Here is a 23944-nt window from a genome sequence, read left to right as displayed (position 1 = left end):
TAATTCCCAAAACCTACGCCCCCTCCACTGTAAAGGGTGGCTCGACAGTACGCACTTGGTTTTTAATCACTTCCAATGTTGCTCCCCAGTTGGCGATGATCATATTCCAGTAGTCTGACGGGAAGTTTTCGATAGGAGTCAGTGGTGGGAAGTGTCCTCGGATGTTTGCTACTGCCACAAGTTCATCCGGTGTAACCTGCTCTGCCGACATCAAGTCAGTCAATGCTTTTGGCATACTTGGTGGGTAGGCTACCGGCGCAGATGTCGGTTGCATAGGTGGTTGTTCTGGTGCTTTTTCCACTTGTTGCTCATGTACGGGTTCATGTGCGGGTTGTGATGCAGGAGTTTCCTGTACTGTTAGCGTTTGTGGCACTGGCTGAGTTGGTACTTGTGCAAATAGATGTGCGATTACTGCATAGTCTAAAGGCACCTCACTCGGCAATCCATGACGATTCTTTGCGTCCCACGCTGGGTGGTGTTCGGTGTAAAGCACTCGTTGGCCACCAGTAGCCTTTTTCTTCTTGGTATCCGATGTCATAACTACTGTTTTGTAGTTGGCAAATAGAACCATGTCAGCCCATTCTTTGACCAAAGGAGCTGTCTGAGAACTTGTTTTTTTACCAAGTTTTAATTCCCAGCGGTCGTAAGCTCCCATTTCGTCCGGTTGCTCAAACTTACGCATCTGAGCGTGAGCCGTTAGCACAATGTTAATGCCTAACTCAATGAGTTCCTGTAACATGTTGAGGAATCGACCTACTTCTTCTTTTGTGTAAGTATAGCCATTTCCCCATCCAAAGTCTTCGATACCCTTTTTACCGTGTTGAGCGCAGACATCATCAACAATAAGACTTTCCGCCCAGTCAATCGTATCAATGACTAATGTCTTGCAGACAGTTGGATTAGCTTTTACAAAAGCAATCTGATTTTTTAGCATCGTGTAGCTTGTTGGCTTATCCAACCGTGCCACGTCCATATTGTCCGTTGACCCTTCCGTATCGATAAATAGCGGTTCTGGAAATTGAGCTGCAAAGCTAGACTTACCAATTCCCTCTGGTCCATAGATGACCACACGTTGAGCCCGTGCTCGTTTCCCTCTTGTAATTTGCATGTGTTAATTCCTTTCTAAAATCCGCCCTGCCAAGTTGGTGCTGGTTTATGTTCTTCATGATGTTCTGGATTTTCCACAGAGTAGCCGTCCTCGATAATTATCGCGCACTCTTCACCAGTAGAAACTCTAGTAGCAATTGCTTGAAGTCCTTCTTGTTCCAGCCATGCCCCAAATTCTTTTAATGTGATTTGATCCATCTGCTCTAGCTTATCAATCAAAACAAAGCCACAATCTGGTTTTAGCTTACGGACAATCGCAGTAGCTACCATGAGCTGTTGAGATCCCGACATGTTATCCCATTCTTGGCCAAGATAAAGTAGTTTTCCATCATCAACTGACAAGCCTTCGAGCGGCAAGTCTGCTGAGGTTAATAGGTCACGTTTTTCTTTTCGTACTGCTTCAATCTCAGTAGATAGTTTTGTATATTGTTCACGTTGAGCCTTAGCATCTTCTTCTGCCTTATCCTTATCAAGGTTAGCACGAACTTTACGGTTAGTCTCATCGATTGCTGCAATACTTGCTTCAATTTCTTCAGTATTTTCATCATGTAAATCCAAAGCATCAGCTTGAGCGATTTGTAGATCATTGGATAATTCTTTCAATTGTTCCTGCGCTTGTTGTAGCTGTTGTTTCAAACGCTCAACTTCCGCTAGCTTAAAGTCATAATTCTGCTGAATAATTGTCACATTTTGACGCTTACGGGCATTTTCGCCATTTTTGGCAAGGATTGCTTGTTGTTGTTGGATAAGCTCTGTGATAGATACTAGCTCTTTTGGCGCATCAGGATAGTAAGTCATTTCTTTGGCAAACTTTTCCTTTTGGTCTGCAATAACACCGATAGCGTGACGCTGGTTATAGAGTTCTTTCTCTTTGATTTCCAGCTCTGCTAACACATCACCAAGACCGATAATCTGCAAGAGTGTATCTGCCTTTTCCTTTGGGGTACTTTCCATGAACTTAGGAAGATTGATAGCTAGTTCTTCCACAAAGCTATCAAGCAACTGCTGACCGCCTTTTTGACCGTTAGGGTCAATAACCTTCAAACTAGCATTCTTACCCTTACGCTCTACGACAAGACCATTTGACATGGTAATTTTAAGCGTAGGCGGTACCAGTGACCCTTCACGCATCGCTTGGCTAGGTTTATACTTATTACCGCCCAGCGCCCAAGCAATAGCGTCCAGTACGCTTGTTTTACCTTGATTGTTATTTCCACCGACGATGGTTAGGCCAGTTGTGGATGGTTCGATTTTAACCGCTTTGATGCGCTTGACGTTTTCAAATTCAAGTTTATTGATTGTTATACTCATCAAACATTTCCTCCCCAATCTTGAATGAATGCACTTCAATTGTTCGCTCTTCAACAATTAACTCGCTATGAGCAAGAGCGAATCCTAATAAAGCATTAACAATAGCCGTTTTAGTCATTCCTGTTTTATCAGCGATTTCAGTGATTTCATTTTCATATTCCATAGCGCAACCAATGCGTCCATAACCATCTTTACGTTGTTTAGTTATTCTCATTATTCAACACCTTTCTAATTTCCATCTGATCAACTTCATCTAGTTCTGCGATACACTTTTCCAACGTTGCAGGTAAGATAAAGCCTTTTTCGATAACTACATCCAGTAAGTTAGCTTTAGCAACTATACTAAAATAATGTTCTTGCATTTCCTTGCTCATTTGATACCTCCATTTTGCAATACCAAATTGATGGAATCTACAATAGTTTGTAGTCTGTGATTTTCGCTTTGCAGCTGATTGACTTTATTTCTGAGTAAGACATACTCTTCCATCGAAATTTCTACTCTACCTTCCATCACGCCACCTCAGTCCTGACTTTGACATTGCGAAGCAACCCCTTTAGATTTCGCTTTTCCTCATCTGATAGCGTCAAGCTATCAATGTGCTTGTTAATCGTCTTAAATGACTTTTGCAATTTTTTCTTTTTGTTAAACATTCTTATACTCCTAGTTGTTTTTCTCGTTTGATATTTTCAAGCATTTCAGCCAAAGTCTCTTTTTTAGGTCTATATCGATTGCGAGATTTCCAAATCATAAAATAACGTAAACCTAGCAAATTAAAAAATGCTGTTTTATGTGTAGGATTTAAGATGTACTGTGAAAAATCACGATTTTCTCGCATTTCTGTAGCAATTTGTTTGGCAAAACCTTTTTTAAAATCAACCCAATATTTCTCGATTGACTTATAACTACAATATTCTGCATCTAATGGCACTTCAATTGGCCAAAAAGTTTTCCATTCTTGTATTTTGATTTTTGACAAGTCCTTCGTAAGGTTTTTGTCTTCTGGATTGCTTTTCCATTTCATAAAAATTTCAAAAGCTTCAAAATGTACAAATTTCACATTCGAGTATGGACTATCAACAAAACGTGCAAAATCAGTAGTTTGTGCCATTTCATCGATAAGTTTATTTGCCATATGCTTAGTCATACCAGCATATTTATCTGAAATTTGTTCAGCTAATCCCCACTCTGCCTTTTCATGACTCTTAACAGGCATAAAGTTTATTTCTGCTTTTGGCATAGCCATTCATTCCTTTCTGTGATATAATTTTGTTAGAAATTTTTGTAAGCTCCTGACCTTTGTCATGGGGCTATTTTTATTAGCTTTTTGCTAATTCGTCCAGACTCACATCAAGAGCCTTAGCGATTTTTTTTACTGTTTCAAAGTGCAAATCTTTGACCCTGCCGTCACGAAGATTATAAATCTGAGCTGTGCCGACCCCAGCAAGCATACAAAGTTTATAGACTGTTAAATTTTTTCCAGCTAAAATTCGTTCGATATTTTTCCATAACATATTGTTTTACTCCTTATCAATATTTATAAAATTAGTTTTAACGCTTATACCGACTTATACACTATATGTAGTGTATATTTTTCTTTTGAACACTACATATTGACAATAATGTATTTTTGATATATAATTTACCCATGACAATCAGGAAAATAAATCCAACTTTAACTACCAAATCAAGCGATTTCCTCCTGTGCGTCAAATATTAAGGAAAGGAGGTGATTATATGAATATAGAAGAACAAAATTTACAACATGTGTATGTATCGCCAAGCGACCATCCTCAAGGTTATCAATTTATTCCCAAAGGTAATCTAGTCTATAAGTTTGTAAACAGTTCAGACCGATTATATTTTCAAAGATTTTATATTTTTGATGACGGAACAATTGTTTTAGATGAGGTTTCGCAAGGTCAAATTACTATTAAATCTAATAATGAGTTCACAGTTGAAGGTGATTTTATTAGATTTGTTTAGTTGAGTCTATTTGTTCTTTAGTCCAATTCCCAAGGACTATTTTTCCTGAATCTACTGTTACCGCAGTAGGTTCTTTTTGTCTATACGGATATCGTTTAGGTCTCATATTGCTCCTTTCCGTGCTAGTTCATCCTGCTCAATTATTGGTAAGTTTTCGTCGAACGTGTAGTCTTTAGCTGCACGTTCTCTTTGTTTATCTGCTGAAAGATAATCATCAGATAAAAGATTTGAGTAGCCGCTAGAAGCAACTGTTAACGTTACAAGAGTGACATCACCTTCTCTTTTTGCGAAAACTGACCCTTCTACTACATAAGGAATCCTGTGGTCTCCGATAAATAATCCATTGTCACTTTCTGTTACTTTTGGTAAATCCATGTTTTTCCTTTCTATGCCGTCTCCCTCTAACTCACCTCAAACTCTTCCCAAGGTTCGCGGATACCAAGCAATTTTGATACACGAATTTTTAAGTCCACACTACCTTTTCCTGTTTTTAATAGGTCAGTGATAGTTCCTTGACTTTTAAGTCCCACCGCTTGAGTTAAGTCAGCTTTTGTCCAGTTTTTCTCGACAAGTCTCTGCTCAACAAGAGCGACCCACTTTTGATGTTGTTGGCTCATATAATCTCCTTTCTGAATTCGTCTAGGCTGACATCCAAAGCGTCAGCAATTTTGACAACAGTGTCAAAATATAATCTTTTTGTTCGTCCTGCTTTAAGCGCAATCAAAACATTCTGTCCGATACCAGCCTTCTTACTGACTGCGTACATAGTTGTATCTTTCTCAGTGATTAATTGCTCAATTTTATTCCACATTTTATCTGCCCCTTTCCAGAAAACACAATATATTGTGTTTTAAAAAGTTATCCACAACTATATATTGACAAATAACTATATTCTAGTTACAATATAACTATGACAAATCAGTTCAAAATTTGAAGAATCCTACCGCTTCAAACCTCCTTATGAATTGAATAGTCAAATAAAAAATAGAAAGGAGATATGTATGGTTAAAAATTCAAAACAAACATCACGCAGTGTTGCAACTAAAGCAAGTAAAGCCCTTCGTGATGGTCGTTCATCATCAAGAACCAAATCTATTGCTGGTTCTGCTTTGTCACAAGCTAAACCAAAATCATCTAAGAAGTAGAATGATGTAGTTTGTGCTTAATATGTAACTCTTTCCGTTTTCGATAACTTCGACAAAATTGTCATCAGGAAAGAGTTTTTTTATTTCATCTGAAACATTTCTTACTTCACAATTGTAAAATGTAAGTTCTTCATCCATAGTCACTACTTTCGTGAAAATCATCTCCCCCTCCTCTCTTCAAAATAAAAACGCTCCTATCGAACTGATAGAAACGTGGTATAATATTGATTGGCACTCCTATACCGCCAGGGAAGGAGGTGAAAGCCGATGTGTGACTTCTTACTTACCAACTTTGTTGCACCAATCTTGGTCGGTATCATCTTGCATATCCTATTAGATAAGTTAGATGACTAGTGTCAGTTAGTTTTAACTAACAAAAAACCCCAGTATTAACGGTACTGGGGTTTTTAATGTTACACTCGGTGAATACCTTGTGCGACTTCTTACTTCCCCTCAATAATACTCTATAAGACTGAAAATGTCAAATATAAGTATTCATACGATTAAAACCACGTTTCTATTCAGTTGTCAAAGAGCTGCCTTTTGAACTGAATAGCAATATGGTATAATTAGGGTCGGCACTACGATACCTGCCTTAGCAAGGAGGTGAATGTCCAGTGTTCGAATTGTTCTTCTCAACTATCATCGGACCGCTCTTGGTCGGTTTAATCCTTATCCTTGTCCAGAAATGGCTAGATAAGGACTGATAGTGCCAAAAAGCCCCTTGCATTTGTAGGATCTTGCAAGGGGCTTTTCTTGTCCAATGTTCATTGAACTGTTCTTCTTTTCCCCTTAATATTACCATATCGCTATTCAGTTGTCAAAGAACTACCTTTTGAACTGAATAGCAATATGATATAATTAGGGTCGGCACTAACGATAAAGCCTCTGGAAGGAGGTGAAACCAATGGAACTACTTTTTACACTCATCCTTGCCCCGCTTTTGGTCAATTTGATTACCAAATTGATCAGCGACTGGTTGGATAGCAAGCAGGACAAAAACAAACGTTAGTGTCCAACCCACAAAAAAATCCCCTAGTATTTGCGGTACTAGGGGATTTGTGTTCCAACGGAACTACTTTTCACTTCCCCTTAATACTACCATATCGCTATTCAGTTGTCAAAGAACAAAGCGAAATTTTTTGCGAATTTTTACATTTTAACCTTGACTTTTTTTAGTTGTTTAGCTAAAATCAAAGTATAAGAAAAACACTAACAAAAACATTGATAATACTATTCTTTCAAGTCGCCAAACTTATTTTTTTTAGTTTTATCTTCGCTTTTTGTTTCGCTTATTATTTCGCTTTACAAATTATATTTTATATGTTCATCTAAAATATGTCAAGGGTTTTTAGATGAAAAAATAAAATATTTTTTGTCATGTCTTAGAAAGGCTGATAAATCAATGTTTGTAACCTTTGAACGCATAAAAGAATTATGCAAAAAAAGAGGGATTTCAATAAATTTTTTAGAGGAACAACTAGAAATAAGTAAAAACTATGTATATAGTCTAAAAAATAAAAAGACCCCTTCCGCTGAACATATCGCAAAAATCGCCGACTACTTCAACGTCTCGACAGATTACCTGCTAGGTAGGACAGATAATCCAAACATCGCTAGAGACACCTACGTTACCCCATCTGGGAAAGAGATGGATTTAGCCCAGCTTGCCGATGGTGTCATGCTCTTTGACGGCAAACCATTGACTGAAGAAGAAAAGATTACTATCCAAGGTATCATCAAAGGCTACCTTGATAGTAGGAAAGGATAAGTATATGACCACTATTACACTTAATACCACTGCGCATCAAGACAATCTGATTGCTCAATATCTAAAAGAACACAACACTGATTTGGATGACCTCGTCACAAAAATCCTTTTGGAAAAACTAGAAGATGAAGCTGATTTAAAAGCACTGCGTAAAACACAAGCAGAAGATGACGGTTATCGTATCAGCTTTGAAGACATCATGAAGAAATATGCTCATGAACTATAAAGTTGAATTGACAAGAAAAGCTGAAAAGCAGCTTGATAAACTAGACAGAACCGTTAGAAAACAAATCCTAACTTGGATAGAGAAAAACCTATGGAATACAACTAATCCTCGCCAACACGGCAAAGGATTAACAGGAGACCGTTCTGGAGAATGGCGCTATCGTGTAGGAAATTATCGCATTATCGCCACAATCTATGATGATATCGTGACAATCGAGGTTTTTCAAATAGAACATCGCAGCACTGTCTATAAATTAAAACGATAAAGGACTGATATATTTGACAGATAAAGAATTACTTGAAACTTTTCAAGTTGAGCTTTGTATCTTTCATGGTGATTTAATTGAACGAGACGGCTTCTATGAGCCTGAGTTTAGGGTTGTCTATATCAATAGCTTACTAGACGAAAAAGAGCGCCACAGAGTCCTATTACACGAATTAGGACACATGACGCACAATCCCGTAAATTACCAAAGATTACTCGTTAAATACGAAAACGAAGCAGACCGCTTCATGGTTAGAACACTTCTTGAAGAAGAGTTAGCCCAATATGACGTCGTTGATTTTAACTGGCTACAATTCGCACAGCGCCACAAAATCTCGACTACCTGGGGCGAATCAATGATACAAGAAGAATTTAGGAAAATAGTAGGGATGTAAGGAGGAATAATGGGGCAAGAAGAATATATTCAATCTCGCCTAGATGAACAAATATCTTGGTATGACAGTAAAAGCACACATCATCAAAAATGGTATAAAGGATTGAAATAGACAGAAATATTTCTTGGTTTCCTAGTGCCAATTTTGACCACTTGGCAGCTTCCCTGCTATGGTTTGCTTTCTGCTATTTGTGCAGGCGGGATGTTGCTATGCGAAAGTTTTATCTCTATTTCTAAACACCGTGACAATTGGATCGATTATCGAAGAACATCTGAATTACATAAAGCGTGAATTGCAAGCTTCACTATCTAATACATCTGCAGGAACAAGAAACGGTATACTAGGCGTTGTACTACCCGAAATGTATGACAACATTTATACCGGCACTTACACTTGCAGTGAGTGCGGAAGTAGTCATAACGGTGTGAAAATCAACGACGACACAACAGTATCAGAATTTAACTACAACTACTACTTGCCACTCGAACAAGGAAAATGTGCATGGACTGAAGAAGATAGATATTGTGCGTTAGTTAAATGGGAAGATTTTATAAAAAGTCCAAATGAATATATTGACAAAGCTTTTGAAAAGCGAAATAATGAAAATTTAACGAAAAAAATAAAGGTCAGACCATAGAAGTCCAACCTTAAAGAATTTCATAAGTTTTAGCAAAAATATCTGGTTTTACAGGGTAACGCTCCCCATCAACACCAGTGATAACCCAATCACCTGCAGAAGCCTTCATAGTGCCTTCCAGGGTCTCTATATACTGTACTTCACTGATTTGCTCTGCGTCAACCACTACTGGAATTTTTCTAACCTTAACCATATTTACCACCTGCCTGCTATTTTTGATTACATTATAGCATACTTTAGAAAAAATAAAAAAATCCCCACACTTCCAACCGACCAAAGCGAAAGTGTGAGGTATCTCGTACAATAAAGAATAGGCATTAAATGGCCCTCTTTACTGTACCCATTTTAACAGAAAATGAGGTAAAAAACAATGTGGATTGAACAACTATCCAATGGTAAATACAAATATTTCGAGAGATATAAAGATCCCTATACTGAAAAATGGAAAAAGGTGTCCATCACTTTAGATAGCGGAACAGCTCGAGCCAAAAAAGAAGCTCAAAGACTTCTAGAAGAAAAAATTAGCGATAAACTACAAAACTTAACAACTACTGATTTATTGTTTGAAAACATTGTTGAGGAATGGTGGAATTTACACAAAAAATCTATCAAACCTTCTACCGAAAAAACAATGATTTATGCAGTTGATGAGGTTAAAGAAAACTTTGCTCCAGGAATCAAAATAAAAAACATCACTCCAAAATATACCCAACAATACTTTACAAACTCAGAAGATAACCTAGTAAAATTGAGAAAACATAAATCAGTATTAAGCATGGTCTTTAACTACGCTTTAGATTTAGAGCTGATTAGTTCAAACCCAATCGAACGTGTAAGATTACCAAAAAAAGTTGTAACTTATGAAGAGATGGAGCGCATCGAAGATAAATACCTGGAACAAGATGAACTACAAAAATTACTCGAAGCAATGAAGAACTACAACCGTGGTTACCACGTCGCCCGTATGGCAGAATTTATGTCCCTCAACGGATGTCGTGTTGGTGAAGCTGGTGCGCTCAAATTTGAAAATTACAATAAAGAAAATCGCACTATAACGATAAACGGAACTCTCGATCCCACACGAAAAGGATCTGAGGGAATCAAGTCAACGCCAAAGACTGCTGCTTCTATCCGTGTAGTTGACCTTACCAACAAAGAAATTGAAATCATTGAAGAATTTAGCCAACTACATGAACTGAGGAAACATACAAACCCAAACTACAAAGATATGGGATTTATATTTGTTTCGGCTAATGGCATCCCTATTGGGAAATCATCAATAAATGTCTTAATGAAGAAAGCAAATGAAACCTTAAAAGAGCCTATTAGAAAGCCACTACACCCCCATATTTTACGCCACACACTCATTAGTACACTAGCTGAGCATAATATACCACTCAAAGCAATTACCCAGCGTGTAGGCCACAAGGATAACGGAAAGACTACTATGGAGATTTACACTCATATCACTAAAAATATTAAGTCACAAGTTGTGGACGTGCTAGATAAACTTTATCAATAGTTTGCCCCTTTTTTGCCCCTTTTCAGACAAAAAGAAAAACCGCTACTCTGAAGAATAGCGGTTTAATCATGTTTTTAGGCTACTTGAGTAGTTGCTCTATTATTTAAGAGTAACTGAAGCTCCAGCTTCTTCAAGTTTAGCTTTGATTTCTTCAGCTTCTGCAGTAGCAACACCTTCTTTAACAACAGCTGGTGCACCGTCAACAAGTTCTTTAGCTTCTTTAAGACCAAGACCAGTGATTTCACGCACAACTTTGATAACGCCAACTTTTTTGTCGCCAGCAGCTGTCAATTCAACGTCAAATGAGTCTTTAGCTTCTTCAGCAGCACCGCCAGCAGCAGCAACTGCAACTGGAGCAGCAGCAGTTACGCCAAACTCTTCTTCGATAGCTTTTACAAGATCGTTAAGTTCAAGGATTGTAGCTTCTTTAATTTCAGCAATAATGTTTTCAATGTTCAATGCCATTGTGAATTTCCTCCAAATAGGTATTTTATAATAATGGTTGTAGCTTTAAGCTGCTACAAGCTGACGCCATTTGATTAAGCTGCGTCTTCTTTTTCTGCGACTGCTTTGACAGCATACGCAACATTTCGAACTGGCGCTTGAAGTACAGAAAGGAGCATAGAGAGCATACCTTCGCGGTTTGGCAATGTTGCAAGTGCTTCGATTTCTTCTTTCGAAGAAACTTTACCTTCAACAGCACCACCCTTGATTTCAAGAGCGTCAGCAGTTTTTGCAAAATCATAAACGATTTTTGCTGGAGCAACTGCATCTTCTGAGAATGCAACAGCTGATGGTCCTACGAATAATTCAGCCATTCCTTCAAGACCAGCTTTTTCAGCAGCACGACGCAAGATAGAGTTTTTAATCACTTTATACTCAACGCCTTCACCACGCAAGTTACGACGAAGAACGGTATCTTGTTCAACAGTCAAACCACGCGCATCAACCACAACGATTGAAGTAGCTGCTTTCATTTGCTCAGCAACAGCGTCCACGAGTTCCGCCTTTTTAGCAATAATAGCTTCTGACATTTTAGTTTACCTCCGTTTTTATTTTGGGCTAGGCACAAAAAAATCGCACCTAAACCTAGACACGAAAGTACAAAATACACATATTTGATATGGTTTTTGTCCTCGGTAGGATGTTTATGAGTCCAGCTCCCCTACTGTCTTAGGTCAGTTTTATTTTAAAACCTTAATTATTCTATCATGGCAAAGCTGAGCTGTCAAGGATTTTATGTCATTTTTCAAAAAAAGTCATCTCAATCGAAATTGAAATGACAAGGTTTTTATTAATCTACTTAATAACTTCCTGTGTCTTAGCATAGTTGGCTTCAACAGCTTCTTTTTCAGCCTTCCACCAGTCTTGGTTATCTGTGTACCACTGGATTGTTTCTTCCAAACCTTCAGAGAAGTCTGTGAATTGCGGCGTCCATCCTAGCTCATCACGAAGTTTGCTTGCGTCAATAGCATAGCGTAAATCGTGTCCTGCACGGTCAGTCACATGATCGTAAGCGTCTTTTGGTTGACCCATTTTTTCAAGGATCAATTCAAGCACTTCTTTGTTGTTCTTCTCACCGTCAGCACCGATCAGGTAGGTTTCACCCATACGGCCTTTGGTCAAGATTGCCCAAACACCAGTCGAGTGGTCATTGGTATGAATCCAGTCACGGACGTTTTTACCTTCACCATAGAGTTTTGGCTTGATACCTGCCAAAATGTTGGTGATTTGGCGTGGGATAAATTTCTCGATGTGTTGGTAAGGACCGTAGTTGTTTGAACAGTTGGAAATAGTTGCTTTGACACCAAATGAACGTACCCATGCCTTGACAATCAAGTCTGATGCAGCCTTGGTTGATGAGTAAGGTGATGAAGGGTTGTAGTTGGTTTCCGCAGTGAATTTCTCACCTGGACCTTCTCCATGACCTGGCAAGTCTTCACGCAAAGGAAGATCACCATACACTTCATCAGTTGATACATGGTGGAAACGGATGTCGTATTTACGAGCCGCTTCAAGAAGAGTATATGTACCGATAAAGTTGGTATGGATAAATGGGCTTGGATCGTTGAGAGAGTTGTCGTTGTGGCTTTCTGCCGCATAGTGAACAATGGCATCTGCCTTAGCTGCCAATTTGTCAACCAACTCAGCATCTGCAACGTCGCCAACAACCAGCTCAACACGGTCACCAAGAATAGCTTCCAAGTTAGCCTTGTTTCCTGCATAAGTAAGTTTATCCAAAACAGTTACGTGAACGTCTGGATGATTGTTATAAACATAGTGTACAAAGTTTGAACCGATGAAACCAGCTCCACCAGTTACGATAATATTTTTAAATTGAGACATTTTTTTCTCCGAAAAGTTTTTTCTTTAGTTGATAGTTTCCTTAGGCAGTGGGGACGCCAGCAAACCTTCGGTTTCACGGCTAAATTTTGAACCTAAGGTTTCAAAATTTCCCCTGTAAGATTATGTATTTTCACTACGGCGGAAACTATCGCTTTGGGCTCGCGATGCTCGCCCTCTTGCATTACCAGACTACTTCAATACTTCTTTCAAGTAAGCAATCTTAGCAAAGTCTTTTTGATTGTTATTTTCTGCTCGGTAGGAATCTTTTGAAGAGGCTTGGTAAATTTTCAGGTATTGTTCAAGTGTCGGTAGGTAATAGCGAACACCTGCTGTTTCTAGTTCTTCCAAATCTTCTAGCTCTACACCAGCAAATTCAGGCAGTGAATGTAGACCTCCGAATTCAACAGATAAGCCATCTTTATGAAATTCATGTTCATGACGGTCAACAAGGACATAGCCTAGTTGGTTCATCATAGAAATCAAGGCGTCCGCCTGATAAATCCGCTCCTCGTCTGGCGCTTCCCATCCCCGTGGGTCACTGGGCACATGAATATCTAAATCTCCTGCCTGCCAGTCCCTCCCTGTGCGCCTTTCCAAACCAACTGAGCCCATTAACAAGGGAGTGATTCCTAACTTGTTTAACTGCTCTGCTATTTCCAAAAAGGCTTGAAACATTAGAGGTCCTCTTTTCTCAAAGGCTTGACGTCCTTGAGGAATGGGTGATTTTTATCTGCTTCTGAAACTTCTGCTTCTTCTAGGTTTTCCCACTTGATGTCGAGGCTAGAGTCAGCGTAGTTGACAAAGGCATACTTAGGTTTGAGTTCCAAAGCCCAGTAGTCGTTGACCAAGTAACTGTAAGCCACGAAATCTGACAAGACTTGGAAACCATTGGCTACTCCGCGCGGAACGAAGATACCTTTTGAAGCATCGATAACGGTTTGATAGGTATTACCGAAGGTCTCTCCTTCACGTAGATCGACCCAAGTTCCCAAAACCTTACCGCCGTCTGCTACTGAAATGTATTTATCCCAAGGCTCTGCGTGAAGACCACGAAGAACGTTTTTACGAGAGAAGGAAACATTATTCTGCAATTTTCCTTCTGCAAAGAAGCTTTCAGGAAAGCCGAGAGGCAACATTTTTTCCTTTTGGAAATTTTCCTTAAACCAGCCACGGTTGTCGCCATGAACAGGAATGTCAAATTCTAACATTCCTGGAATAGCTTCAACTGGGCGAGCGGCTAGTGTTTTACCGAAAAAGTTTTCTGTCATTAGGCCTCTCCAATCAAACGGAGCAAGTATTGTCCGTATTCATTTTTCTTAAGTGGCTGTGCCAATTCATGCACTTGTTCTTTTGTAATGTAGCCCATGCGGTAAGCAATTTCTTCCAAGTTAGCCACTTGAACGTTTTGCAAACGTTGAACCGTTTCGATGTATTGAGCTGCTTCTAAGAGACTTTCATGTGTACCAGTGTCCAACCATGCAAAACCACGTCCCATCAATTCAACTGATAAATCACCTCGATCTAAGTAAGCCTTGTTGACATCAGTGATTTCCAACTCACCACGAGGAGATGGTTTAATATTTTTCGCAATCTCAACAACATCATTGTCATAGAAATACAAACCTGTAACCGCAAAATTTGATTTTGGATTCTCTGGTTTTTCTTCGATAGAGATAGCATTCATATCTGCGTCAAACTCAACAACACCAAAGCGTTCTGGGTCTTTTACTTGGTAACCGAAGACAGTCGCTCCCTTTTCTTTGCTTGCAGCACGTTGCAACATCTTGGTCAATCCATTTCCATGGTAAATGTTATCCCCCAAGATAAGGGCTACATGGTCATCACCGATGAATTCTTCACCGATAATGAAGGCTTGCGCAAGTCCATCTGGACTTGGTTGTTCTGCATAAGAGAGAGAAATTCCCAATTCAGAACCATCACCAAGCATGTCTTTGAAACGTGGTAGATCCTGAGGAGTAGAAATAATTAAGATTTCTTTAATCCCAGCCAACATGAGGGTTGACAATGGGTAATAGATCATTGGTTTATCGTAAATTGGCATCAACTGTTTTGAAGCTACGCGCGTTAAAGGATACAAGCGTGTACCTGACCCACCTGCCAGAATAATACCTTTCATCAATAGTCTCCTTAAAATATAGTCACTTCATTTTATCACATTTTGATATCTCTGTCACTTGCTATATAGCGACTGATAGGATAGTCAGTGGGCAAGAGATAAGGTTCCTGACCAGTCACAAGCTGGCTTAATATCTTTCCAAGCAATGGACCTGTAGTTAGCCCCGACGAGCCAAGCCCACTAACTGCGTAGACATTATCCAAACCTGGTACTCGACCGATAAAAGGACAATAATCGCTGGTGTGAGCTCTTATCCCTACACGATTCTGATGACTACTAGCATCTTTTAGTCTTGGGAAGAAGGCTGACGCTCTGACATGAAAATCAGTTAATATTGCCTCGTCAACAGTTAAGTCAAACCCCATATTCTTCTCATGACTAGCACCAACAGAAACCTTTCCTCCTGCAAAAGGTATAACATCAATCTCACCCTCAGGAATGATAACAGGATTATCCCCTGTTTCCAAATCATCAAAAAAATAATCTCTGAGTTGACCTTTCTGCGGACTAACATCAACTGAGTATCCTAGTGGCTCTAAGATTTGAGGAAGCCAAGCACCGCAGGCTAAGATGACTGTGTCAAAAATCTGTCCATTGACCTCGTAAACGCCATCTGGCAAGATCCTCAGCTCTGCTTTTTCCCGCAAAAATTTAAAACCAGACGCTCGAACCAGCGTCTTTGTCAACTGTGCCCCTTCAACGCGAGCAGCACCCGTCGTCAAAATGCCTCGATCAAATCCTGCCAAATCAGGGTAGTCTGCCTGAACCTCCGCCAACGTTTTGACCGCTAACCTTCCAATTAGAGGAGACTCGGCTAGTCGAGACTCGGCCAACTCGCAAAGTTCCTCTAGGTATTCAGGACGAGATTTAAGTAATAGAGCACCTGACTGGTCGTAAAAATCAGTGGATACCTGATCTTCTCTTAAATCTGTTAGGAGTTCTTGGTAAAAATCTGCTCCTAAACGTGCCAAACGGTACCAGGCTTTGTGACGGCGACGTGAAAACCAGGGACAGATGATACCTGCCGCAGCCTTGGTCGCCTGCCCAGTGCCCTCATCAAAAATAGTCACATCGATCTCTGTTTTGGATAGGTAGTAGGCTGCTGTTGAACCTACGATTCCCGCTCCTATAATGGCAATTTTCTTCATTACTTTTACCCCAAGGCCACATCCATGACCATCATGATGACAAAGCCTAGCATCAAGCCAAGTGTTGCCACATCTGTGTGCCCATTGGTTTGAGATTCTGGTATCAATTCCTCAACCACTACAAAAATCATAGCCCCTGCTGCAAAAGCTAGGGCATAAGGTATGATAGCCAGCATCCACATAACCAACGCAGCTCCAAGAACTGCTCCAATCGGCTCAACGATGGCGGACATAGCTCCCCAATAAAATGCAGAGCTCCGCGATTTTCCTTCTGCACGAATGGGGATGGAAAGAGCAGCTCCCTCAGGAATATTTTGTAGACCAATCCCCAGAGCTAGACCTATAGCCCCCGCTACAGCAGACTGACTCATATTACCGTTGGCAAGCGATCCAAAAGTGACTCCGACGGCCAGACCTTCTGGAAAATTATGAATGGTAATGGCTAGGAAAAGCAGAGCTGTTTTTGAGAGTCTTTCTGGCTCAAGACCTTCTGCTTCCGATTTTTGCTTACCCAAATGCAAATGAGGGACAATGGCATCAATCAGTCGTAGACTAAAGCCTCCCACGAGAAAACCTAGAGCAACAGGCAACCAAGACCATTTACCGTAACTTGGCTCCGCATATTCCAAAGCTGGTGCCAAAAGCGACCAAAAAGAAGCAGCAATCATGACACCTGCTGCAAAACCATTCATAGTGTCTAGTAATTTTCGGTCAATATTTCTAAAAAAGAAGACGATAGCTGCCCCTAAAACGGTACACCCCCAAGTAAAGAGCCCTGCTAAAAATGCCAATAAAATAGGATTTAAAGACAATAAATTCATAGTTGTTTTTTAACACTTTCTAATTCTTAAAGATGATAAAAAGGATTGGTATTGCTACTAGCTTCAACAATATCAAGTTGCCACTGATTTTCTCTAGTCCAGTCACGCAGAAGCTCTGCTATTTTTTTTATAAAAAGTACCTCGATATGATGGCCTGGGTCAATGCCAAGGAGACCTTCTGTTAGCATTTCCTGAGCTGTGTGGTAGTAAATATCCCCAGTTACATAGAGATCCGCTCCTTTAGCTAAAGCAGCAGGATAAAACTCATCTCCTGACCCACCGCAGATAGCCACGCGAGAAATGAGTGGATTTTCCTTGGCGTAGGAGACCAAGCGTATACTGTCCAGATTAAAGACCGACCGTACCTTAGCCGCAAACTCCTCGACAGTTTGCTCAGTTATCGTCCCAATACGGCCAAGCCCATAACCCTCTTGCGTCGGTGAGAGAGGCTCAGTATCAGTAATCTCCAACAGCTCACAAAACCAGTCATTTAGTCCATTGGGAACCACATCAATATTAGTATGACTAACGTAAACCGCAATATCGTTCTTGACCAAATCCAGCAAAATATTACGCTGAGGGCTAGCCACCAAATCTTTGATTCCCTTAAAAATAGGGGCGTGCTTGCTAATAATCAGATCGACACCCTTTTCAATTGCCTCGGCAACCACATTTTCTCGAACATCCAGAGTCACCATGACCCGCTTGATGTCCTTATCTAAGCTTCCTATCTGTAAGCCCACCACATCGCCTTCAACGGTCAATTCCTTGGGACAAAAAGCCTCATATCTTGCCATCACTTCACGCGCCAGAACCATAAAGTACCTCCTTAATTGTGTTGATTTTTTTGGAAATGGCAGAGCGGTCATGTTCATTACTTTCTGGGATTTGAGCCAGAGCGACCTCTAGTTTGCCAATTTCACGTTGCCACTTACTGATGAAAACCTCTGATTTTTCAGTAGCTAGGTGTTTTCCAAAACGTAAGTCTCGTTCAGTTACATTATCCCAACCATGCTCTGCAACCAGGATTTCATAGAACTTACCATTTTCAGTCATGATTTTTTCTGCCACAATGGTAAATCCGTTTTCTGACAGCCAATGTCTCAAGTCGTCCTCACGATTGTTAGGCTGTAAAATCAAGCGTTCTACTGACATCAGCTTTTCTTTTCCAGCTTCCAAAATGTCAGCAATCAAACGTCCACCCATACCGCAGATACTAATAGCAGTCACAGCATCTCTGGCTTCAAAAGCAGCCAAACCATTAGCTAGCCTCACTTCAATCTGTGAAGACAAGCCGTAGTCAGCCACATTTTTTACCGCAGAATCATAAGGTCCCCGAACTACTTCACCAGCAATTGCCGAGGAAACAATCCCAGCCTTAATAAGGGCAATGGGCAAATAAGCATGATCACTGCCCACATCTAACAACTTACTTCCTGTCGGAACAAAAGTCGCCACATCACGCAGACGACTTGATAAAATCATATCCATAACAAAACTTCCTAGTTTATAATCATTACCTATTATAGCAAAAAACTCGCACTAAGTACGAGTTTTCATAGAGAATATCAGTCGTTAGCAGGCACATAGGCAACTGCTCGAACGGGAGATCCTGTTGCTTGTGTCCAGTTTGGAAAGGCTATGGAGATAATGCTTCCTGTGGCTGGTAATTGATCAAGGTTTGCCAGAACTTCGACTTGGTAAATTCCTTGCTCTAGAAGATAATATTCTTGTTTCAAGGCTCCCTTATTTTCAGCCGCAGCTCGCCCACTATCTGTATCCAAGGTTTCGTGCCCGACCGCCTTAATGTTACGTTCATGAATCAGAAATTCCAAGGCCTCATGGCTCCATCCGGGAGTTTGTTGAGCGCCACTGTCATCAAGGTTACGGATAGCGTTTTGGTCTGGCCAGCGCTTGTGCCAGTCACTACGAAAAGCGACAAAGGCGCCAGCTTCAATAGAGCCGTGCTCGGCCTCAAAATCAAGGATATCCTGCTTAGTCAGTTCATAATTAGGATTCTCAGCGACAGCTTTTGTCTTATCAATGACATAGAGAGGTAAAAGCAAGTCCTCCAAGGCAATCTCATCCAACCATTTGCCACCCTCCACAAAGTGAATGGGCGCGTCAATATGGGTGCCATACTGACCTACAACCGTGAACTGCTGGACATGAAAGCCATCTTTCAATGTGAAAATATCTTTCTTTTCTAATGAAGGCAAGGCAGGAAAATGAGGGCTATTCTCATCAATTTTATGAGTTAAGTTGACCAAACGAGCAGACTTAAAAGCTTTATAAGCATCGTATAACTGTGTCATAGGCGACTCCAATCTTAAATCTTTTCTAAGGCTAAGTTCAAATCTTCAATTAAGTCATCGACATTTTCAAGACCAACAGAGATACGAATTTGGTTTGGTGTCACACCACATGCTTCCAAGTCTTCTGGAGAAAGCTGAGAGTGGGTCGTTGTGTAGGGATGAACAACGAGCGATTTTGCATCAGCCACATTGGCAAGGTTAGAGAAGATTTCCAGATTATCAATAACAGTGGCTGCATCCTTATCATCACCTTTGACATGGAAAGTGAAGATAGAGCCCGCACCTTTTGGCAGGTATTTTTGAGCTAGTTCATAATAAGGACTAGAGGGTAAGCTTGGGTAGTTGACCTTCTCAACCTTAGGATGTTTTTCTAAAAACGCTGCAATTTTCTTGGTATTTTCTACATGGCGTTCAACACGTAGCGAAAGTGTTTCTAATCCCTGTAGAAGCAAAAAGGCATTGAATGGTGAAATAGCTGCACCAGTATCTCGCAGGAGCTGGACGCGTAAAGCTGTGATAAAGGCAGCTGCACCGATATCGCGGGTGTAAGAAATATTATGATAAGAAGGGTCCTCATTTACAAATTGCGGGAACTTACCAGAAGCCTCCCAATCAAATTTACCACTGTCTACGATGACACCACCGATGGTAGTTCCATGTCCACCAATGAACTTAGTTGCTGAATGAACTGAAATGTCCACCCCGTGGTCAAAAACATTAATAAGATATGGCGTTCCAAATGTATTGTCTGCAACAAGAGGAATTTTATGTGCATGAGTCAACTCGGCTATTTTTTCAATATCAGGAATATTTGTGAGAGGATTTCCAATCGTTTCAATCAAGACCAACTTGGTGTTATCTTGAATCGCTGCTTCGACTTCATCTAAATTTTCAATGTTGACAAAACTTGTAGTGATGCCGTAACGTGGCAGGGTTTCTTTAAGGAGATTAAAAGTACCACCGTAAATTGTTGTAGCTGCTACTACATGGTCGCCAGCATGCGCCAAACCAAGGACCGTGTAGGTAATCGCCGCCATTCCAGACGCTGTCGCTAGAGCTCCTACACCCTTTTCAAGCGCAGCAAGGCGGTCTTCAAAAACAGCGACCGTTGGATTCCCAATTCTAGTATAGATGTTCCCTGGTTTTCTAAGAGCAAAAAGATCCTCACCCTCCTGCACATCATCAAAAACATAAGAGGTTGTTTGGTAGATAGGAACTGCACGTGATTTCGTTTCGGCATCTGGTTTTTGTCCAGCATGTAATTGCAAAGTTTCAAATGAAAATTCTCGTGTCATAGCTTATCTCACTTTCTTTTTTCCTTATTTTAACGGAAAAAAGCTGAGCTGACCAATATTTATTCCATGAAAAAAGGTATAGTTTTAAACTATACCTTGGTTTTAAATAGCAAAGCTATTAAATAAATGCCTAAACCAGACATGGCACATAAGCCTGATAAGCTAAGATCAAAAGCCATGCCTAAAGTGTAGCCGATGACAACAATGGCAGTGCTTAACAGAAGAACCAGACCTAGAAAATGATGGAAATGTCTAACCCAGAGTTGTGCAGCCATTGCAGGAGCAACTAAAAAACTAATGACCGTGATTGAACCTGCCACATCAAAGGCCAGCACTACCGCCAGAGAAGTCAAAAAGACAATGACAATCCGCAAATGCTTAACCGACATCCCCGACATTTGTGCCTGACTTTGATCAAAGAGAAAGAGTTTGAGACGTTGATAAGCCAGATAAAAGAAAGTAAGGATTATCAAAAATAGAACTCCCGATTTTATCAGAGCCAACGGAACAGAAACACCCAGAAAAACGACCCGATTTAAAGGGGCAAAAAGGACCTCACCCATCAATACCATATCAATATCAAGGTGTGCATTACGGGCAAAGAGAGAAATTAGAATAACTGCTGTTGCAAAAAAGCTCGTAAATATCATACCAGTTGCAGCATCATGGTTTAAACTAGTGGCACTAATCGCCTCAATGGCAAAAACCGCTAAACACCCAAAAACTGTTGCTCCAATGACTAAGAACGGACTATCCAGATTGCCAGATACAAAAAATCCTAAAACAATCCCTAAGAGTACCGAATGAGAAAGAGCGTCAGCCAACATTGATTGATTTCTTAACACCAGTAAACTTCCCAATAAACCACAAGACCAGCCCGTCACGAGTAGAATGACAAAAACTTCAGACATGACTCTTCCTCCTCTTTCCTGTTAAAAGGTAGGAAGAAAGCGCCAATCCAGTCATGATTAAAATAATGGTCGGTCCTGTCGAGAGTCCTGAAATAATCGAACTAAGGTAGGTCCCTACGACGGCTGAAAAAATGGCTGAGCAACTAGCAAAGACAAGGGTTTTCCCATAAGTTTTTGAATAGAACAGTCCGATAACCGCTGGTATAATCAGAAAAGCTGACATGAGAATAGCACCAACAACTTTCAAACCAACCGCAATGAGACAAATCATGAGTAAAATAATGATTTCTTGCAGAAGCCGTATTGAAATGCCTACACTCTTAGCAAAGCCTTGGTCAAAAAGATAGAGTTTAAAAGCTGGGTAGGTCAAGCCGAAAATAATCAAGGTAAGTGCTGACACTGACACAATAATCCAAACATCTTCTATTTGAATAAAGGCCGCTTGACCAAAAAGGTAATGTTGTAATCCCGCTTGTGAACTCGTTGCAAAGCTAGGATGACCTTGTAGAAGTTGCTTAAGAACCATTCCCAATCCAAAAAAAGAAACTGAAATGAGAGATAGGATATTAAGCATGGGTTGACCGCTCCGCCTTTTTACCCAATAAACCAAAGCGTATGAAAGGTAACCCGAAAGCATAGCACCGAACATCAAGAGCAGGGGATTTCGAGACTGAAAAATCATAAAAGCCACGATAACCCCTGGATAAGAGGCGTGCCCCAGTGTATCACCAACTAGACTCTGTCTCGTCAAGACACTAATGGTACCCACCAAGCTAGTCGCCAGCGCAAAAATCCCAGTCCCTGCAGCTACAGTCAAAAAAGAATAATCCATCAAAACATCAAGCATGGCTACCACCTTTTTCTTTGGGACTAAATGGCTGGGCTAAACTTTGATAAGTCATTTGATAGTTTTCTTGGGACAATACTTCCGATAGTGGCCCGCTAGCCATCACCTTCCGATTAAGCCAAACAAGATGATCAAAATACCTTTCCAGACTAGACAAGTCGTGATGAATAACCACTGATGTCTTGCCCTCTTTTTGAAATTCTTTCAAAATTTCCATAATCATCTCCTCAGTCTTAATGTCTACGCCTGCCAAAGGTTCATCCATGAGATAAAGCTCCGCCTGTTGAGCAAGAGCTCGAGCAATAAAGACTCGTTGGCGTTGACCACCCGACAACTGATCTATCTGGCGGTCTTGCAACTCTAATAATGCCATCTTGTCAAGCGCCTCTCTGACAATAGCCTTATCTTGCTTTTGGGGTTGTTTAAGCCAGCCTTTGATATGAGGATAACGCCCCATCAAAACAATATCATAAACCGTTGCCGGAAATTGCCAATTGACCTGACTAGCTTGTGGAATGTAAGCAATTTTCTTTGCAATCACTTGTGACAAGTGCTCTCTTTCCCCTAGTAATTCAATCTTACCAGTACTAAGTTTTTCAAAACCCAATAAGGATTTGAATAAGGTTGATTTACCTGCACCGTTTGGTCCCACAATCGCACATCGGCTGCCTTTTGGAATCTTGAGATTGACATTTTCTAAGGCCAAAACGTCTTGATAAGATACTTTCAAATCCGACACTTGGATAGCTGTTTCCATTTCCCCCACCTATCTAACCTGTTATTTTAAATGGTCTACAATCAATTTGATATTATGTTTGTACATGTCAATGTAATTATCCCCGTCTTTACCAGCTGGAGCAAGCGAATCCGAGAATAATTCTTTCCCCTCACCGCTAATGACCTCAACCGCTCCACCTTTTGCTTGAACCGCTTCTTGAAGTTTTTTCATTCTCTCAGGATTGGTTGTTGACTCAGTGAAGATAGCTTTAATGTGATGATTAATAATCAAATCAACCGTCTCAATCATATCACTGTTAGCCACTTCAGATTCGGTGCTGACACCTTGTGGAGCATAAAGAGTAAAGCCGTATCTTTTTGCAAAGTAATTGAAGGCATCATGTGGCGTTACTAAATAACGGCTTTCTTTAGCCACAAGAGCTAATTGCTCTTTATTCCAAGCATCTAGCTCATCCAATCTAGCTAAATAAGTTTTCTCATTGCTGGCAATTTGTTCTTTATTTTGTGGCAATAAATTTTGAAGTTGTTCTGAAGCTACCTTAACCGCTTTTTGATAGAGAGAGATGTCAAACCAGAAATGTGGGTCAACTACTGTTTCACCATCTTCATCCATGGTTCCAATTTCTGATTTTTCAAAATCTCGCGTTACCGCTACACCCGTTTTCTCTAGAGCTTCAACCATTTTCCCTTCAAAGTGAAGACCATGATAGAGGACTAGGTTAGCCTCCTGCAATTTTTTCAAATCACTGGCTTTCGCTGTATAGAGATGAGGGTCCTCCCCTGCTGGAATAATAAGCTGGCGCGTCACATAGTCTCCAGCCAACTCCTTAACCATGTCGTCCAAAAAAGATGTGGTGACTGTAACGACAGGCTTCGCTCCTCCCTTACTATCGCTATTTGACCGACAAGCAGACAAGCTAAACAAAGCGAGAAAGACACAAATAAGTTTTAATAATGTTTTCATAACAACCTCCTAGGTTTTCTTATTTATTAAATTAGGTATACTTAATTTTAATTAAAGGGT

At 40.4% G+C, this 23944-nt stretch carries 38 protein-coding genes and 1 other annotated feature; of the genes, 11 read left to right on the top strand and 27 right to left on the bottom strand.

All coding sequences use genetic code 11. The features are described 5' to 3' along the window. Positions 1 to 13: 13 nt before the first annotated feature. From G576_RS0110830 to G576_RS0110795, 7 genes are all read right to left on the bottom strand, one after another. Positions 14 to 1108 (bottom strand): ATP-binding protein, encoded by a 1095-nt coding sequence (locus G576_RS0110830; RefSeq protein WP_027974617.1) that lies wholly within the window; start codon positions 1106 to 1108, stop codon positions 14 to 16. A gap of 14 nt (positions 1109 to 1122) precedes the next feature. Continuing rightward, complete coding sequence (locus G576_RS0110825) at positions 1123 to 2418, bottom strand: AAA family ATPase (RefSeq protein WP_027974616.1); 1296 nt, start codon at positions 2416 to 2418, stop codon at positions 1123 to 1125. Then, complete coding sequence (locus tag G576_RS0110820) at positions 2399 to 2632, bottom strand: hypothetical protein (protein WP_027974615.1); 234 nt, start codon at positions 2630 to 2632, stop codon at positions 2399 to 2401. The genes G576_RS0110825 and G576_RS0110820 overlap by 20 nt, the downstream gene beginning before the upstream one ends. Continuing rightward, positions 2619 to 2792 carry a hypothetical protein gene (locus tag G576_RS13760; RefSeq protein ID WP_169361580.1) on the bottom strand — a complete coding sequence of 58 codons (174 nt, stop codon included), beginning with the start codon at positions 2790 to 2792 and terminating at the stop codon, positions 2619 to 2621. The genes G576_RS0110820 and G576_RS13760 overlap by 14 nt, the downstream gene beginning before the upstream one ends. Before the next feature lie 136 nt (positions 2793 to 2928). Next, on the bottom strand, positions 2929 to 3069 hold the full coding sequence (locus G576_RS13755; protein ID WP_037618958.1) for a hypothetical protein: 141 nt from the start codon (positions 3067 to 3069) through the stop codon (positions 2929 to 2931). 2 nt (positions 3070 to 3071) lie between these two features. Next, complete coding sequence (locus tag G576_RS14165; RefSeq protein ID WP_211218883.1) at positions 3072 to 3656, bottom strand: hypothetical protein; 585 nt, start codon at positions 3654 to 3656, stop codon at positions 3072 to 3074. Between the two features lie 79 nt (positions 3657 to 3735). After that, complete coding sequence (locus G576_RS0110795; protein ID WP_018165614.1) at positions 3736 to 3930, bottom strand: helix-turn-helix domain-containing protein; 195 nt, start codon at positions 3928 to 3930, stop codon at positions 3736 to 3738. A gap of 223 nt (positions 3931 to 4153) precedes the next feature. On the opposite strand from G576_RS0110795, the gene G576_RS0110790 reads away from it, so the two are divergent. Continuing rightward, positions 4154 to 4402 (top strand): hypothetical protein, encoded by a 249-nt coding sequence (locus G576_RS0110790; protein WP_018368812.1) that lies wholly within the window; start codon positions 4154 to 4156, stop codon positions 4400 to 4402. Positions 4403 to 4504: 102 nt separating this feature from the next. On the opposite strand, the gene G576_RS12780 is transcribed toward G576_RS0110790, so the two are convergent. The 3 genes from G576_RS12780 to G576_RS0110770 are packed head-to-tail and all read right to left on the bottom strand — an operon-like array spanning position 4505 to position 5213. Then, a complete protein-coding gene (locus tag G576_RS12780; protein WP_051178106.1) occupies positions 4505 to 4777 on the bottom strand; it encodes a hypothetical protein in 273 nt (90 codons plus the stop codon). Between the two features lie 26 nt (positions 4778 to 4803). Beyond that, entirely contained in the window at positions 4804 to 5019 is a 216-nt protein-coding gene (locus G576_RS0110775; RefSeq protein WP_027974612.1) for a hypothetical protein, read from the bottom strand. Next, positions 5016 to 5213 (bottom strand): helix-turn-helix domain-containing protein, encoded by a 198-nt coding sequence (locus G576_RS0110770; protein WP_027974611.1) that lies wholly within the window; start codon positions 5211 to 5213, stop codon positions 5016 to 5018. The genes G576_RS0110775 and G576_RS0110770 overlap by 4 nt, the downstream gene beginning before the upstream one ends. A 190-nt stretch (positions 5214 to 5403) precedes the next feature. Here G576_RS0110770 and G576_RS13750 point away from each other — a divergent pair, with 190 nt between their 5' ends. From G576_RS13750 to G576_RS12770, 9 genes are all read left to right on the top strand, one after another. Further along, complete coding sequence (locus tag G576_RS13750) at positions 5404 to 5547, top strand: hypothetical protein (RefSeq protein WP_169361579.1); 144 nt, start codon at positions 5404 to 5406, stop codon at positions 5545 to 5547. Between the two features lie 617 nt (positions 5548 to 6164). Then, positions 6165 to 6254, top strand: a complete 90-nt coding sequence (locus G576_RS13655) for a type I toxin-antitoxin system Fst family toxin (RefSeq protein ID WP_156875144.1) — start codon at positions 6165 to 6167, stop codon at positions 6252 to 6254. A 200-nt stretch (positions 6255 to 6454) separates the two neighbouring features. Further along, the gene (locus tag G576_RS13650) at positions 6455 to 6559 is read left to right on the top strand and encodes a type I toxin-antitoxin system Fst family toxin (protein WP_156875143.1); all 105 of its coding nucleotides are present in this window, start codon (positions 6455 to 6457) and stop codon (positions 6557 to 6559) included. A gap of 393 nt (positions 6560 to 6952) precedes the next feature. Further along, positions 6953 to 7318: a helix-turn-helix domain-containing protein gene (locus G576_RS0110745; RefSeq protein ID WP_027974610.1), complete on the top strand. Its 366-nt coding sequence runs from the start codon at positions 6953 to 6955 to the stop codon at positions 7316 to 7318. Positions 7319 to 7322: 4 nt separating this feature from the next. Beyond that, the gene (locus G576_RS0110740) at positions 7323 to 7544 is read left to right on the top strand and encodes a DUF6290 family protein (protein WP_027974609.1); all 222 of its coding nucleotides are present in this window, start codon (positions 7323 to 7325) and stop codon (positions 7542 to 7544) included. Further along, positions 7534 to 7809, top strand: coding sequence for a type II toxin-antitoxin system RelE family toxin (locus tag G576_RS0110735; protein WP_027974608.1), 276 nt, complete (start codon positions 7534 to 7536; stop codon positions 7807 to 7809). Before G576_RS0110740 ends, G576_RS0110735 begins: the two co-directional genes overlap by 11 nt. A gap of 13 nt (positions 7810 to 7822) precedes the next feature. Next, entirely contained in the window at positions 7823 to 8203 is a 381-nt protein-coding gene (locus tag G576_RS0110730; protein ID WP_027974607.1) for an ImmA/IrrE family metallo-endopeptidase, read from the top strand. Between the two features lie 135 nt (positions 8204 to 8338). Then, complete coding sequence (locus tag G576_RS13970; protein WP_245563037.1) at positions 8339 to 8494, top strand: DUF4231 domain-containing protein; 156 nt, start codon at positions 8339 to 8341, stop codon at positions 8492 to 8494. Further along, positions 8445 to 8840, top strand: coding sequence for a hypothetical protein (locus tag G576_RS12770; protein ID WP_245563036.1), 396 nt, complete (start codon positions 8445 to 8447; stop codon positions 8838 to 8840). The genes G576_RS13970 and G576_RS12770 overlap by 50 nt, the downstream gene beginning before the upstream one ends. A 10-nt stretch (positions 8841 to 8850) precedes the next feature. Here the strand turns inward: G576_RS12770 and G576_RS0110715 are convergent, their stop codons facing one another. Continuing rightward, a complete protein-coding gene (locus tag G576_RS0110715) occupies positions 8851 to 9033 on the bottom strand; it encodes a hypothetical protein (RefSeq protein ID WP_027974606.1) in 183 nt (60 codons plus the stop codon). Between the two features lie 177 nt (positions 9034 to 9210). On the opposite strand from G576_RS0110715, the gene G576_RS0110710 reads away from it, so the two are divergent. Further along, a complete protein-coding gene (locus G576_RS0110710) occupies positions 9211 to 10362 on the top strand; it encodes a tyrosine-type recombinase/integrase (RefSeq protein ID WP_027974605.1) in 1152 nt (383 codons plus the stop codon). Between the two features lie 99 nt (positions 10363 to 10461). On the opposite strand, the gene rplL is transcribed toward G576_RS0110710, so the two are convergent. From rplL to G576_RS0110630, 16 genes are all read right to left on the bottom strand, one after another. Continuing rightward, positions 10462 to 10827 carry a 50S ribosomal protein L7/L12 gene (gene rplL, locus G576_RS0110705; RefSeq protein WP_027974604.1) on the bottom strand — a complete coding sequence of 122 codons (366 nt, stop codon included), beginning with the start codon at positions 10825 to 10827 and terminating at the stop codon, positions 10462 to 10464. A 74-nt stretch (positions 10828 to 10901) separates the two neighbouring features. Then, positions 10902 to 11396 (bottom strand): 50S ribosomal protein L10, encoded by a 495-nt coding sequence (gene rplJ, locus G576_RS0110700; protein WP_027974603.1) that lies wholly within the window; start codon positions 11394 to 11396, stop codon positions 10902 to 10904. Positions 11397 to 11424: 28 nt separating this feature from the next. Next, positions 11425 to 11558: a sequence feature (ribosomal protein L10 leader region), on the bottom strand. A 103-nt stretch (positions 11559 to 11661) separates the two neighbouring features. Continuing rightward, complete coding sequence (rfbB, locus tag G576_RS0110695; RefSeq protein WP_027974602.1) at positions 11662 to 12708, bottom strand: dTDP-glucose 4,6-dehydratase; 1047 nt, start codon at positions 12706 to 12708, stop codon at positions 11662 to 11664. Positions 12709 to 12897: 189 nt separating this feature from the next. Continuing rightward, positions 12898 to 13383 carry a phosphoribosylanthranilate isomerase gene (locus tag G576_RS0110690; protein ID WP_027974601.1) on the bottom strand — a complete coding sequence of 162 codons (486 nt, stop codon included), beginning with the start codon at positions 13381 to 13383 and terminating at the stop codon, positions 12898 to 12900. After that, positions 13383 to 13976 (bottom strand): dTDP-4-dehydrorhamnose 3,5-epimerase family protein, encoded by a 594-nt coding sequence (locus G576_RS0110685; protein WP_027974600.1) that lies wholly within the window; start codon positions 13974 to 13976, stop codon positions 13383 to 13385. Before G576_RS0110685 ends, G576_RS0110690 begins: the two co-directional genes overlap by 1 nt. Continuing rightward, positions 13976 to 14845 (bottom strand): glucose-1-phosphate thymidylyltransferase RfbA, encoded by an 870-nt coding sequence (gene rfbA, locus G576_RS0110680; RefSeq protein WP_027974599.1) that lies wholly within the window; start codon positions 14843 to 14845, stop codon positions 13976 to 13978. Before rfbA ends, G576_RS0110685 begins: the two co-directional genes overlap by 1 nt. Before the next feature lie 35 nt (positions 14846 to 14880). Further along, entirely contained in the window at positions 14881 to 15993 is a 1113-nt protein-coding gene (locus G576_RS0110675; RefSeq protein ID WP_027974598.1) for an NAD(P)/FAD-dependent oxidoreductase, read from the bottom strand. 5 nt (positions 15994 to 15998) lie between these two features. Beyond that, the gene (locus G576_RS0110670) at positions 15999 to 16814 is read right to left on the bottom strand and encodes a ZIP family metal transporter (RefSeq protein ID WP_027974597.1); all 816 of its coding nucleotides are present in this window, start codon (positions 16812 to 16814) and stop codon (positions 15999 to 16001) included. 26 nt (positions 16815 to 16840) lie between these two features. Continuing rightward, positions 16841 to 17632 (bottom strand): Nif3-like dinuclear metal center hexameric protein, encoded by a 792-nt coding sequence (locus G576_RS0110665; protein ID WP_027974596.1) that lies wholly within the window; start codon positions 17630 to 17632, stop codon positions 16841 to 16843. Further along, positions 17616 to 18305 carry a tRNA (adenine(22)-N(1))-methyltransferase gene (locus tag G576_RS0110660; protein ID WP_027974595.1) on the bottom strand — a complete coding sequence of 230 codons (690 nt, stop codon included), beginning with the start codon at positions 18303 to 18305 and terminating at the stop codon, positions 17616 to 17618. The genes G576_RS0110665 and G576_RS0110660 overlap by 17 nt, the downstream gene beginning before the upstream one ends. Positions 18306 to 18382: 77 nt before the next feature. Next, on the bottom strand, positions 18383 to 19129 hold the full coding sequence (locus tag G576_RS0110655; protein ID WP_027974594.1) for a cyclase family protein: 747 nt from the start codon (positions 19127 to 19129) through the stop codon (positions 18383 to 18385). Positions 19130 to 19143: 14 nt separating this feature from the next. After that, entirely contained in the window at positions 19144 to 20424 is a 1281-nt protein-coding gene (locus G576_RS0110650) for an O-acetylhomoserine aminocarboxypropyltransferase/cysteine synthase family protein (RefSeq protein WP_027974593.1), read from the bottom strand. A gap of 89 nt (positions 20425 to 20513) precedes the next feature. Continuing rightward, the gene (locus G576_RS0110645; protein WP_027974592.1) at positions 20514 to 21335 is read right to left on the bottom strand and encodes a metal ABC transporter permease; all 822 of its coding nucleotides are present in this window, start codon (positions 21333 to 21335) and stop codon (positions 20514 to 20516) included. After that, the gene (locus tag G576_RS0110640) at positions 21328 to 22182 is read right to left on the bottom strand and encodes a metal ABC transporter permease (protein WP_027974591.1); all 855 of its coding nucleotides are present in this window, start codon (positions 22180 to 22182) and stop codon (positions 21328 to 21330) included. The genes G576_RS0110645 and G576_RS0110640 overlap by 8 nt, the downstream gene beginning before the upstream one ends. After that, positions 22175 to 22939, bottom strand: a complete 765-nt coding sequence (locus tag G576_RS0110635; protein ID WP_027974590.1) for a metal ABC transporter ATP-binding protein — start codon at positions 22937 to 22939, stop codon at positions 22175 to 22177. The genes G576_RS0110640 and G576_RS0110635 overlap by 8 nt, the downstream gene beginning before the upstream one ends. 21 nt (positions 22940 to 22960) lie before the next feature. Further along, positions 22961 to 23884, bottom strand: coding sequence for a metal ABC transporter solute-binding protein, Zn/Mn family (locus G576_RS0110630; protein ID WP_027974589.1), 924 nt, complete (start codon positions 23882 to 23884; stop codon positions 22961 to 22963). Positions 23885 to 23944: the final 60 nt, after the last annotated feature.

The sequence above is a fragment of the Streptococcus porci DSM 23759 genome, assembly GCF_000423765.1.
Taxonomy (GTDB): domain Bacteria; phylum Bacillota; class Bacilli; order Lactobacillales; family Streptococcaceae; genus Streptococcus; species Streptococcus porci.
This window is presented reverse-complemented; position numbering and strand designations above follow the sequence as displayed.